The organism is Citrobacter sp. Ce104, assembly GCF_030334595.1.
In the GTDB taxonomy this organism is placed as follows: Bacteria; Pseudomonadota; Gammaproteobacteria; order Enterobacterales; family Enterobacteriaceae; genus Citrobacter; species Citrobacter europaeus.
Genome location: NZ_JAOWDP010000068.1, coordinates 2,369 through 14,970, shown reverse-complemented (window position 1 = coordinate 14,970; position 12,602 = coordinate 2,369). Strand labels below are relative to the sequence as shown.

Genomic DNA, 12,602 nt, shown 5'->3' with positions numbered 1-12,602 from the left:
TATGTTCGAACAACGCGTAAATTCTGACGTACTGACCGTTTCTACCGTTAACTCTCAGGACCAGGTAACTCAAAAACCCCTGCGTGACTCGGTTAAACAGGCACTGAAGAACTATTTTGCTCAATTGAATGGTCAGGATGTTAACGATCTCTATGAGCTGGTACTGGCTGAAGTAGAACAGCCCCTGTTGGACATGGTGATGCAATACACCCGCGGTAACCAGACCCGTGCTGCCCTGATGATGGGCATCAACCGTGGTACGCTGCGTAAAAAACTGAAAAAATACGGCATGAACTGATACTAATCAGCGAAATGTTTGTTTTAAAAGGCGCTACTCGGCATGGGGAAGCGCCTTTTTTATTAACGTCACACGGGAGGCTTTGGCGATGAACGCAAGATGTGAACCTGTCTATTTTGGCGATGAGTCTAAAAAGATAATCCTGGGTGATGCGCTGACCGAACTGAAAAAGCTGCCGTCTGAAAGCATCGATCTCATTTTTGCCGACCCACCTTATAACATCGGTAAAGACTTTGACGGGATGGTGGAATCCTGGGATGAAGAGGCTTTTCTGGCGTGGCTCTTTGAGTGCATTGACGAATGCCACCGCATTCTCAAACCGCACGGCACCATGTACATCATGAACAGTACGGAGAACATGCCGTACATCGACCTCAAATGCCGCCAGATCTTTACCATCAAGAGCCGTATCGTGTGGTCATACGATAGCTCCGGCGTACAGGCTAAAAAGCACTTTGGGTCGATGTATGAACCGATCCTGATGATGGTAAAAGATCAGAAAAACTACACGTTTAATCGTGATGATATTCTGGTGGAAGCTAAAACAGGCGCTCAACGCGCGCTGATAGACTACAGAAAGAACCCGCCTCAACCTTACAACCAGAAAAAAGTGCCGGGCAATGTCTGGGAGTTTCCACGCGTTCGTTATCTGATGGACGAATATGAAAATCATCCGACGCAAAAGCCCAAAGCCCTCCTTGAACGCATCATTCTGGCTTCCTCCTGCCCAGATGACAGCGTGCTGGATCCGTTTGCCGGTAGTTTCACCACCGGTGCCACCGCCGTGGACTTAGGCCGCAAGTTTGTCGGGATTGAAATCAATGCCGAGTACGTAAAAATGGGACTCAGAAGAATGAGTATTGGCTCTCATTTTTCAGAGATTGAGCTTGCAAAGGTAAAAAAGCGGAAGACAAAAAACCTGTCTAAAAAGAGTCGATTAACGGCAAAGAACGGCGATCTTTCAGCAAAGTAAAAGCATTGTAAGTCTGCTTTTCAGCCTACAGATTTCGTGTATATTCCCTGCACGCTTGGGCATGAATACACAGGGCTTGGTAATGATTCGCAAGTATTGGTGGCTGGTTGTTTTTGCGGTCTTCGTTTTTCTTTTTGATGCGCTGCTCATTCAGTGGATAGAACTGATGACAACGGAACACGACAAGTGCCGGAATATGAATTCAGTGAACCCTCTTAAGCTTGTCAACTGCGTCGATCTCGAATAGCACGACGGGAAACACTTCGGCAGTCGTCAGGCCCTGGCGGCCAACTCTACCCAGGCTGATTTTCACTCTGCTTTAATTGCATTACGCAGCCGTCCGGGCTTAACATTTTTAATACGTTATCAACTAATACTGGCGCTTGCCCATACAAATCATAACTCACTGGATTCATTAACCAGTTTTTTATTATTCCGCTAAAGCTACCGTGCAAAATAATGATGATGACATCTAAATCCAGACTGGTGGCAATCAGATTTTCATCCACGCACTTCTGCAGAGCGTCACGAATGCTTTGATGACTGAGACCTATTTTATCGCGAATAGCCTGCTCTGATATCATATCATTATGGAATTCACATTTATGATATAAAATCTGCATTAATGCCTGCTGGCGAGGATTCTGTGCAATATATTGTAATCCCACCACAAACTTTTCACGCAGTCGCTGTAAAGGATTATCCCCCCAACGTCCAATAAGCTGGTCCTGAATAAGATCGCGCAATGGAGGTTGTTGTAACCATAGCTCATTAAACAGTTGCGTCTTGTTTTCGAAATGCCAATACAGCGCCCCCCGCGTCACGCTGGCGGCATCCGCAATGTCGTTTAACGTCGTATTGCTAACGCCGCGCGCGGCAAACTGCACAATCGCTGTATCTATCAGGTGCTGTCGTGTTTTGAGAGCATCAGCTTTCGTTTTTCTGGCCATGGTTTCGACTGTCTGGGGTAGAGTAGAGAATGATTAACTTTCTTATCTAATATTTGCTATACGGAACAAATGTATCACTTAGCATTTATTTAAACGAGGTCTAAACGCGTTAATTGCAGACATTACACACAAATAAACAAAACAAATAACAACCATCAATATATTCACCAATTCAATATCTATTTCAATATGTGTTTATGCGCATCATAGCATTGCTATTAACGCCATAATGAAACGGCAGTAGATTAATCTTTTTTTGTTTTTACGTGCCGTGTATTGCGCTTATAAATAAGTATTGCTTACATCGCAAGCTAATAATTTGTAGGATAGCCAACTATTATTTTTTCTTGTGCGCGTTATCGCCTCTGCGTTACCCGGTTAATAACGAGCGTTCGGTTTTTTAAGGAATAGAAATGACGAAAAATGCCAGGTTTTCACTCCTGCCCTCATTCATCATCATCTCCGCAGCATTACTCGCCGGTTGTAACGATCAGGGAGAAACACAAGCTCATCCCGCAGAGCCACAGGTGACTGTTCATGTCGTCGAAAAGGCGCCTTTAGCTGTGACGACTGAATTACCTGGACGCACAACGGCATTTCGTATTGCTGAGGTCCGTCCTCAGGTCAGCGGGATTGTTCTTAAACGGAATTTTACCGAGGGGAGCGATGTTGAAGCCGGTCAGTCGCTTTATCAGATCGATCCCGCGACTTACCAGGCGGACTATGACAGCGCCAAAGGCGAACTGGCAAAGAGTGAAGCGGCTGCCGCTATCGCGCATTTAACGGTAAAACGCTATGTCCCGCTGGTTGGCACCAAGTACATCAGCCAGCAAGAGTACGATCAGGCGATTGCTGATGCCCGCCAGGCCGATGCCTCCGTAATCGCGGCAAAAGCGGCGGTCGAAAGCGCACGTATCAACCTGGCCTACACCAAAGTGACATCGCCCATTAGCGGACGTATCGGTAAATCTAACGTCACCGAAGGCGCATTAGTCACGAATGGTCAGGCAACTGAGCTTGCTACCGTGCAACAGCTTGATCCTATTTACGTCGACGTAACACAGTCCAGTAATGACTTTATGCGCCTCAAGCAATCCGTTGAGCAAGGAAGCCTGCATAAAGACAGCGCCAGCAGTACCGTCGAACTGGTGATGGAAAATGGTCAGTCGTACCCGCTGAAAGGCTCATTGCAATTTTCTGACGTGACGGTTGATGAAAGCACCGGATCCATCACCCTCAGGGCCGTATTCCCTAACCCGCAGCACACGCTGCTGCCGGGCATGTTTGTGCGCGCGCGCATTGATGAAGGCGTCCAGCCAAATGCCATTCTCGTTCCGCAACAGGGTGTGACGCGCACGCCTCGCGGCGATGCCACCGTGATGGTCGTTAACGACAAGAGTCAGGTTGAGTCTCGCGCAGTCGTCGCCGCACAAGCCATTGGCGACAAGTGGCTCATCAGCGAAGGTCTGCAACCGGGTGACAAAGTTATCGTGAGCGGCTTACAAAAAGCACGCCCTGGCGTTCAGGTTAAAGCAACTGCCGATACCGAAACCCCTGCCACGAAAGCCCAATAAGGTAACCGGACATGGCTAACTTTTTTATCAGGCGTCCTATCTTTGCCTGGGTGCTGGCTATCATTCTGATGATGGCGGGCGCTCTGGCAATCATGCAACTGCCTGTGGCGCAATACCCAACTATCGCCCCCCCTGCGGTCGCCATTTCCGCCACCTACCCAGGTGCGGATGCACAGACGGTACAGGACACCGTTACGCAGGTTATCGAACAGAACATGAACGGTATCGATAACCTGATGTATATGTCCTCCACCAGCGATTCCGCGGGGAGCGTGACCATCACGCTGACCTTCCAATCCGGTACCGACCCCGATATCGCGCAGGTTCAGGTACAAAACAAACTGCAGCTCGCCACGCCACTCCTGCCGCAAGAAGTTCAGCAACAGGGGATTAGCGTCGAGAAATCCAGCAGCAGCTTTTTAATGGTTGCGGGTTTTGTTTCTGATAACCCACAAACCACGCAGGATGACATTTCCGACTACGTCGCCTCGAACGTGAAAGACTCAATCAGCCGTCTTAATGGCGTAGGTGACGTGCAGTTGTTTGGTGCGCAGTACGCCATGCGCATCTGGCTGGATGCAAACTTGTTGAATAAGTACCAGCTCACGCCGGTTGATGTGATCAACCAGTTGAAGGTGCAGAACGATCAGATTGCCGCAGGTCAATTAGGGGGTACGCCCGCATTACCAAATCAGCAGCTTAACGCCTCTATCATTGCGCAAACGCGACTGAAGGACCCTGAAGAGTTCGGCAAAGTGACTTTACGTGTGAACAGCGATGGTTCAGTTGTTCACCTGAAGGACGTTGCACGGATCGAATTGGGTGGTGAGAACTACAACGTCGTGGCGCGTATTAACGGTAAGCCTGCTTCCGGCCTCGGTATTAAGCTGGCAACCGGGGCAAACGCGCTGGATACCGCTAACGCCATCAAAGCTAAGCTGGTTGAGCTGCAGCCGTTCTTCCCTCAGGGAATGAAGGTAGTCTATCCGTACGACACGACGCCGTTTGTAACCATCTCGATTCATGAAGTGGTAAAAACGCTGTTTGAGGCGATCGTACTGGTGTTCCTGGTCATGTATTTGTTCCTGCAAAACATCCGGGCGACGCTCATTCCAACCATCGCTGTCCCCGTCGTATTGTTGGGCACATTCGCCGTACTTGCCGCGTTTGGCTACTCGATAAACACCCTGACGATGTTCGGGATGGTGCTCGCCATCGGTCTATTGGTCGATGATGCGATAGTGGTGGTGGAGAACGTGGAACGCGTGATGATGGAAGATCATCTGCCGCCTAAAGAGGCGACGGAAAAGTCCATGTCACAAATTCAGGGGGCGCTGGTCGGTATCGCCATGGTGCTGTCTGCGGTCTTTATCCCCATGGCCTTTTTTGGCGGCTCAACCGGGGCTATCTATCGGCAGTTCTCCATTACCATCGTTTCCGCCATGGCGCTTTCTGTACTGGTCGCGCTGATCCTGACTCCTGCACTTTGTGCAACGCTGTTGAAGCCGGTATCGGCTGAGCATCACGAGAAAAAAAGCGGTTTCTTTGGCTGGTTTAATGCCAAATTCGATCACAGCGTTAATCACTATACCAATAGCGTCAGCGGTATTGTGCGTAAAACCGGGCGTTACCTTGTCGTCTATCTGATCATCGTGATCGGAATGGCGGTTCTGTTTATGCGCCTGCCGACCTCCTTCCTGCCAGAGGAGGATCAGGGTGTGTTTATGACAATGATTCAACTTCCGGCAGGAGCGACGCAAGAGCGCACCCAGAAAGTACTGGATCAGGTTACTCAGTACTACCTGACCAAGGAGAAAGCTAACGTCGAAAGCGTCTTCACGGTTAACGGTTTTAGCTTCAGCGGTCAGGGGCAAAACTCAGGTCTGGCATTCGTTAGCCTCAAGCCCTGGGATGAACGTAGCGGTGAGGAAAATAGTGTTGAAGCGGTCATTGCACGCGCTACACGCGCGTTCAGCCAGATCCGCGATGGGTTAGTCTTCCCCTTCAATATGCCCGCTATTGTTGAACTGGGTACCGCAACCGGCTTCGATTTTGAACTGATCGATCAGGGCGGTCTGGGGCATACGGCGTTGACGCAAGCGCGTAACCAACTGCTGGGGATGGTGGCTAAACACCCCGATCTGTTGGTTCGCGTTCGTCCTAACGGACTTGAAGATACTCCGCAGTTTAAGCTGGATGTTGATCAGGAGAAAGCACAGGCACTGGGGGTATCGCTGTCGGATATCAACGAAACTATCTCCGCATCACTGGGCGGCTATTACGTTAACGACTTTATTGACCGTGGCCGCGTGAAGAAAGTTTACGTCCAGGGGGATGCCAAATACCGCATGCTGCCAGCGGACATCAATAATCTGTATATCCGCAGCGCCAATGGCGAAATGGTTCCGTTTTCCGCGTTCAGTGCATCACATTGGATTTATGGTTCACCGCGCCTGGAACGTTACAACGGTATGCCATCCATGGAAATACTGGGCGAAGCGGCACCAGGGCGAAGCACTGGTGAAGCAATGGCGCTGATGGAAAGCCTGGCGGAAAAACTGCCAAACGGTATTGGTCATGACTGGACGGGTATGTCCTATCAGGAACGACTGTCGGGTAACCAGGCGCCAGCGCTGTATGCCATCTCGCTAATTGTCGTTTTCCTTTGCCTTGCAGCACTGTATGAGAGCTGGTCGATCCCCTTCTCGGTCATGCTAGTTGTGCCGCTTGGCGTGGTTGGCGCGCTGTTAGCAGCGTCGCTACGTGGGATGAATAACGACGTCTACTTCCAGGTGGGCCTGTTAACCACTATTGGCCTCTCGGCTAAGAACGCCATCCTGATCGTCGAATTTGCCAAAGACCTGATGGATAAAGAAGGCAAGGGCTTGATTGAAGCTACTCTGGAAGCGTCACGCATGCGTCTTCGTCCAATCCTGATGACATCTCTGGCGTTTATTCTGGGGGTTATGCCTCTGGTTATCAGCCACGGTGCCGGGAGTGGTGCGCAAAATGCGGTCGGAACAGGCGTAATGGGAGGCATGCTGACCGCGACACTGTTGGCAATCTTCTTCGTCCCCGTCTTCTTCGTTGTCGTCAGACGGCGTTTTAATCGGCACAACGATTAATTTGTAAAATAAAGGCGTCTTCGGACGCCTTTTTCACCGATGATGCCCCTCTTTATTTATTAATAAGATAGCTATTTATTTGTTTTTGACCTCTCCTGAAAACCCGCCCGCCACCTTTCTTTTTATCCATTATTTTTACAATCCACATGAATTGAGATTATTCCTCATGTCAGTCTTTTTTTAAGAGGTGGTAAAATAATCCCCGAGTTCGCAGATGGCTTAGCGTTTGTCTTTGCTCGATTAGCGAAACGCTTATATTTGAGGTAACACCATGAAAAGATTAATATCCGTTGCATTGCTTACCGCATTGCTGGCCGGCTGTGCACACGATTCTCCTTGCGTACCTGTATACGACGATCAGGGACGCCTGGTTCATACCAATACCTGTATGAAAGGCACCACTCAGGATAACTGGGAAACAGCCGGTGCCATCGCCGGTGGCGCAGCAGCCGTTGCCGGGCTGACGCTTGGGATAGTTGCCCTGACCAAATAAATCTTCATAAAAGCGCGGTGGGTACCGCGCTTTTTGCAATAAGAATTAAATCTTCATATAAGACAAAACGTTGGTATATAGCACTCAACGTATAATAAAATTATTATAGATTCCCCTCACATATCCACGATTTGAAATTAGCATTTTTTCGGTTCTTCGTAACACCGTGTTTTCTTTTCATTATTCTCACGCCATCAATATTAACGTACGAAATCGTTATCACGCGTTCGGTTTGAATTTTAAATTTTTTGCGCCGAAATGTGGCTTACGTTTCAATTTTGCACCACTTCAGGGCGCTGCATTTATTTATTCCTGTCTACACTCTGCATATTGCGTCGAATAATCGTGCGCAAAAAACCTGGCACTACCTTTGCTTAAAAGAGTATGGCCATCGCCACAGACAGGTAAAAGACGTTTTAAGAACGTTTCCATAACAATAATTCCTCCACACAGGATGCTCTATGAAAAAGATGATAATAGCCAGCCTGGCTGCGGCCGGCGTGCTGCTTGCGGTTACAAATCAGGCACATGCCGGCGCAACACTTGATGCCGTAAAGAAAAAAGGTTTTGTGCAGTGTGGGATCAGTGACGGGTTGCCTGGCTTTTCTTACGCCGATGCAAGCGGTAAGTTTTCAGGTATTGATGTCGACGTATGTCGTGGCGTTGCCTCCGCCGTATTTGGCGATGATAGCAAAGTAAAATATACCCCGCTTACCGCTAAGGAACGCTTCACCGCGTTACAATCTGGTGAAGTCGACATGCTCTCTCGTAATACCACATGGACCTCTTCTCGTGATGCCGGTATGGGTATGTCTTTCACGGGCGTGACGTATTACGACGGCATTGGTTTTCTTACCCACAATAAAGCAGGTCTGAAGAGCGCTAAAGAGCTGGATGGCGCAACGGTTTGTATTCAGGCAGGAACAGATACCGAACTGAACGTGGCTGACTACTTTAAAGCCAACAACATGAAGTACACCCCCGTCACTTTTGACCGCTCGGATGAATCCGCTAAAGCTCTGGAATCTGGACGTTGCGACACTCTGGCTTCCGACCAGTCTCAACTGTACGCCCTGCGAATCAAGCTGAGTAATCCGGCTGAGTGGATTGTCCTGCCAGAAGTTATTTCTAAAGAACCGCTGGGACCTGTCGTGCGTCGTGGGGACGATGAGTGGTTCTCCATTGTTCGCTGGACGCTGTTCGCCATGTTGAATGCGGAAGAAATGGGTGTTAACTCGAAAAACGTTGATGAAAAAGCGGCTAATCCTGCAACGCCGGATATGGCACACCTGTTAGGTAAAGAAGGGGATTATGGCAAGGATCTGAAGCTTGATAACAAATGGGCTTACAACATTATCAAGCAGGTTGGTAACTACTCGGAGATCTTTGAGCGTAACGTTGGATCGGAAAGCCCACTGAAGATCAAACGTGGACAGAACAACCTCTGGAATAACGGCGGCATTCAGTATGCGCCACCGGTGCGCTAATGCGTAGTGATGTAACGGGCGCCGCAACTGCGGCGCTCAGCCCAGAGTCATAGTTACTGAGGTTTTCTTATGTTCCATCGCCGCTCAACCGTAAAAGGATCGTTATCCTTTTCTAACCCTGCGGTCCGCGCCTGGTTATTTCAAATACTCGCCGTCATTGCGGTTATCAGCATTGCGGTGTATCTCATTCATAACACGATAAATAACCTGAACAATAGCGGTATTACCTCGGGATTTTCTTTTCTCGATCGCAGCGCCGGATTTGGTATTGTCCAGCATCTGATTGATTACGAGCAAGGCGATACGTATGGCCGTGTCTTTATCGTTGGCCTGCTCAATACACTATTAGTTTCAGCACTGTGCATTGTTTTCGCATCAATTCTCGGTTTCTTTCTCGGACTGGCACGCCTGTCAGATAACTGGTTATTGCGAAAGCTCTCAACGATCTACATCGAAACGTTCCGCAATATACCGCCGCTGCTGCAGATCTTCTTCTGGTATTTCGCCGTATTACGTAACCTGCCAGGCCCACGTCAGGCCGTTAACGCGCTGGATTTGATGTTCCTGAGCAACCGGGGGCTCTATATTCCGGCACCGCAAATGGGAGAAGGTTTTTTTGCCTTTTGCGCCGCTGTCATTATCGCTATCGTCGTCACCATCGGGCTATTTCGCTACAACAGAATGTACCAGACCAAAACCGGTCAACTACGCCGGACCTGGCCTACGGCTCTGGCATTGATCGTGCTTTTACCGTTGATTGCACAGTGGATGTTTGGTGCTGCGCTTCACTGGGATATCCCCGCGCTTCGCGGTTTTAACTTCCGTGGCGGTATGGTGCTTATACCTGAACTGGCTGCCCTGACGCTGGCGCTTTCAGTGTATACCTCAGCGTTTATTGCAGAAATTATTCGGGCGGGAATTCAGGCTGTTCCATATGGCCAACATGAAGCCGCACGCTCGCTGGGTCTGCCAAATCCAGTGACGCTGCGTCAGGTGATCATCCCGCAGGCGCTGCGCGTCATCATTCCTCCATTAACCAGCCAGTATCTGAATATCGTCAAAAACTCCTCACTTGCGGCCGCCATTGGCTACCCGGATATGGTTTCACTGTTTGCCGGCACGGTACTTAATCAAACAGGGCAAGCCATTGAAACTATCGCCATCACGATGTCGGTGTACTTGATCATCAGCCTGAGCATTTCTTTATTGATGAATATTTATAACCGCCGTATTGCACTGATTGAGCGCTAAGGAGCCATGATGACAAAAGCACTGCTGTCTCACCCCTCGCGCCAGAGCAGTAACCCGGCAAGTCGCAGTCTACTCTGGATGCGTAAAAACCTGTTCTCCAGTTGGTCAAACAGCCTACTCACACTGCTGTGCGTCTGGCTGATTTGGTCATTTCTTCCGCCATTGTTGAACTGGGTATTCTTTCAGGCCAACTGGGTCGGTTCAACCCGAGCAGACTGCACCAAAGCCGGAGCCTGCTGGGTGTTCATTCATGAACGCTTTGGGCAATTCATGTATGGACTTTATCCCCACGATCAGCGCTGGCGCGTAAATCTGGCCCTGATAATTGGTTTGCTGTCTATCGTTCCCATGTTCTTGAAAACAATCCCGCATCGTGGCCGCTATATCGCCGTCTGGGCCGTCGTTTATCCAGTGGTGGTTTGGTGGTTGATGTACGGTGGTTTTTTCGGGCTGGAGCGCGTAGAAACCCGGCAGTGGGGTGGATTAACACTGACGCTTATCATCGCATCCGTGGGGATTGCGGGCGCGCTTCCGTGGGGCATTTTACTGGCGCTGGGACGTCGTTCTCATATGCCAGTCGTGCGGATTTTATCCGTCATTTTTATTGAGTTCTGGCGCGGTGTGCCGTTGATTACCGTTCTGTTTATGTCTTCGGTCATGCTTCCTCTGTTTATGTCCGAAGGGACCAGTATCGACAAACTTATCCGAGCGCTGGTCGGCGTTATTCTTTTCCAGTCAGCCTATGTCGCAGAAGTGGTTCGCGGAGGGTTACAGGCCCTACCTAAAGGTCAGTATGAAGCCGCTGAATCACTGGCATTAGGATACTGGAAAACGCAAGGGCTGGTCATTCTCCCGCAAGCCCTCAAGCTGGTTATCCCGGGTCTGGTTAACACGATTATCGCCTTATTCAAGGATACCAGTCTGGTCATCATCATCGGCTTATTTGATCTCTTTAGTAGCGTGCAGCAGGCCACTGTGGACCCCGCGTGGTTGGGTATGTCGACGGAAGGATATGTTTTCGCCGCACTGATTTACTGGATCTTCTGTTTCAGCATGTCGCGTTATAGCCAACATCTGGAAAAACGTTTTAACACCGGGCGTACACCGCACTGAGGAATTTATGAGTCAATTATTAATGCAATCTACTGACGCGATGATCACGCTGGAAAACGTCAACAAATGGTACGGACAGTTTCATGTCCTGAAAAACATCAACCTGAAGGTAAAACAGGGCGAGCGCATCGTATTGTGCGGTCCTTCCGGTTCGGGTAAATCAACAACTATTCGCTGTATCAACCATCTGGAAGAGCATCAGCAAGGACGTATTGTGGTGGATGGGATAGAACTCAATGAAGACATCCGCAATATTGAGCGCGTCAGACAGGAAGTTGGCATGGTCTTTCAGCACTTTAATCTCTTTCCTCATTTGACGGTCCTGCAAAATTGCACGCTGGCGCCAATCTGGGTGCAAAAGATGCCGAAAAAAGAGGCTGAGGTACTGGCAATGCACTACCTTGAGCGAGTTCGCATTGCGGAACATGCGCATAAATATCCCGGGCAAATCTCTGGTGGACAGCAACAGCGTGTAGCTATTGCTCGCTCGCTGTGTATGAAGCCCAAAATCATGTTGTTTGATGAGCCCACATCAGCGTTAGATCCTGAAATGGTAAAAGAAGTGCTGGATACCATGATAGGTCTGGCGCAATCAGGCATGACCATGTTGTGTGTTACTCATGAGATGGGCTTTGCCCGCACAGTGGCCGACCGGGTGATCTTTATGGATCTTGGCGAGATTGTGGAACAGGCACCACCGGATGAGTTTTTTGCTCACCCCAAATCCGAACGCACCCGCGCGTTTTTATCGCAGGTTATTCATTAAAGCCACACGCCGGATACAGTTCCGGCTTTTTCCCACGTATAAACGTGAAAAGGCCATCCTGACGGATGGCCTTTTCACTTATTTGATGTCTGGCAGTTTATGGCGGGCGTCCTGCCCGCCACCCTCCGGGCCGTTGCTGCGCAACGTTCAAATCCGCTCCCGGCGGATTTGTCCTACTCAGGAGAGCGCTCACCGACAGACCACAGATAAAACAAAAGGCCCAGTCTTTCGACTGAGCCTTTCGCTTTTATTTGATGTCTGGCAGTTCCCTACTCTCGCATGGGGAGACCCCACACTACCATCGGCGCTACGGCGTTTCACTTCTGAGTTCGGCATGGGGTCAGGTGGGACCACCGCGCTACAGCCGCCAGACAAATTCTTTTCTAAGTGCCGAACTTTAACCGAAAAACTGGTGCTGATACCCAGAGTCGAACTGGGGACCTCACCCTTACCAAGGGTGCGCTCTACCAACTGAGCCATATCAGCACACTAAATTTGATGCCTGGCAGTTCCCTACTCTCGCATGGGGAGACCCCACACTACCATCGGCGCTACGGCGTTTCACTTCTGAG

11 protein-coding genes, 1 tRNA gene and 1 rRNA gene are annotated in these 12,602 nt (G+C 49.7%); 10 read left to right on the top strand and 3 right to left on the bottom strand.

The genetic code is table 11. From position 1 onward, the window contains the following. The first annotated feature begins 1 nt into the window (after nt 1). The 3 genes from fis to OGW16_RS18570 all read left to right on the top strand — a co-directional run bounded on the left by fis (nt 2) and on the right by OGW16_RS18570 (nt 1,518). Complete coding sequence (fis, locus tag OGW16_RS18580; protein ID WP_000462905.1) at nt 2-298, top strand: DNA-binding transcriptional regulator Fis; 297 nt, start codon at nt 2-4, stop codon at nt 296-298. Between the two features lie 88 nt (nt 299-386). Then, nucleotides 387-1,271 carry an adenine-specific DNA-methyltransferase gene (yhdJ, locus tag OGW16_RS18575; protein WP_286518685.1) on the top strand — a complete coding sequence of 295 codons (885 nt, stop codon included), beginning with the start codon at nt 387-389 and terminating at the stop codon, nt 1,269-1,271. Between the two features lie 82 nt (nt 1,272-1,353). Further along, the gene (locus tag OGW16_RS18570; RefSeq protein ID WP_003025279.1) at nt 1,354-1,518 is read left to right on the top strand and encodes a DUF2556 family protein; all 165 of its coding nucleotides are present in this window, start codon (nt 1,354-1,356) and stop codon (nt 1,516-1,518) included. Between the two features lie 46 nt (nt 1,519-1,564). On the opposite strand, the gene envR is transcribed toward OGW16_RS18570, so the two are convergent. Then, entirely contained in the window at nt 1,565-2,221 is a 657-nt protein-coding gene (gene envR / locus OGW16_RS18565) for an acrEF/envCD operon transcriptional regulator (RefSeq protein WP_286518684.1), read from the bottom strand. A 413-nt stretch (nt 2,222-2,634) separates the two neighbouring features. Between envR and OGW16_RS18560 the strand changes: the two genes are divergently transcribed. The 7 genes from OGW16_RS18560 to OGW16_RS18530 all read left to right on the top strand — a co-directional run bounded on the left by OGW16_RS18560 (nt 2,635) and on the right by OGW16_RS18530 (nt 12,030). After that, a complete protein-coding gene (locus OGW16_RS18560; RefSeq protein WP_043017837.1) occupies nt 2,635-3,795 on the top strand; it encodes an efflux RND transporter periplasmic adaptor subunit in 1,161 nt (386 codons plus the stop codon). An 11-nt stretch (nt 3,796-3,806) separates the two neighbouring features. After that, nucleotides 3,807-6,920 (top strand): efflux RND transporter permease subunit, encoded by a 3,114-nt coding sequence (locus OGW16_RS18555; RefSeq protein WP_043017838.1) that lies wholly within the window; start codon nt 3,807-3,809, stop codon nt 6,918-6,920. A gap of 271 nt (nt 6,921-7,191) precedes the next feature. Continuing rightward, nucleotides 7,192-7,413: a lipoprotein gene (locus OGW16_RS18550; RefSeq protein WP_043017839.1), complete on the top strand. Its 222-nt coding sequence runs from the start codon at nt 7,192-7,194 to the stop codon at nt 7,411-7,413. A 461-nt stretch (nt 7,414-7,874) separates the two neighbouring features. Next, the gene (locus OGW16_RS18545; RefSeq protein WP_047408269.1) at nt 7,875-8,900 is read left to right on the top strand and encodes an amino acid ABC transporter substrate-binding protein; all 1,026 of its coding nucleotides are present in this window, start codon (nt 7,875-7,877) and stop codon (nt 8,898-8,900) included. Between the two features lie 69 nt (nt 8,901-8,969). Then, the gene (locus OGW16_RS18540) at nt 8,970-10,151 is read left to right on the top strand and encodes an amino acid ABC transporter permease (protein ID WP_286518683.1); all 1,182 of its coding nucleotides are present in this window, start codon (nt 8,970-8,972) and stop codon (nt 10,149-10,151) included. Nucleotides 10,152-10,160: 9 nt separating this feature from the next. Continuing rightward, the gene (locus OGW16_RS18535; protein WP_047408263.1) at nt 10,161-11,264 is read left to right on the top strand and encodes an amino acid ABC transporter permease; all 1,104 of its coding nucleotides are present in this window, start codon (nt 10,161-10,163) and stop codon (nt 11,262-11,264) included. A 7-nt stretch (nt 11,265-11,271) separates the two neighbouring features. Further along, the gene (locus OGW16_RS18530) at nt 11,272-12,030 is read left to right on the top strand and encodes an amino acid ABC transporter ATP-binding protein (protein WP_047408260.1); all 759 of its coding nucleotides are present in this window, start codon (nt 11,272-11,274) and stop codon (nt 12,028-12,030) included. Between the two features lie 256 nt (nt 12,031-12,286). Here OGW16_RS18530 and rrf read toward each other — a convergent pair. Both rrf and OGW16_RS18520 read right to left on the bottom strand, forming a co-directional pair. Then, nucleotides 12,287-12,402 (bottom strand): 5S ribosomal RNA (gene rrf / locus OGW16_RS18525). 38 nt (nt 12,403-12,440) lie between these two features. Next, nucleotides 12,441-12,516, bottom strand: a tRNA-Thr gene (locus OGW16_RS18520). Between the last annotated feature and the right edge of the window lie 86 nt (nt 12,517-12,602).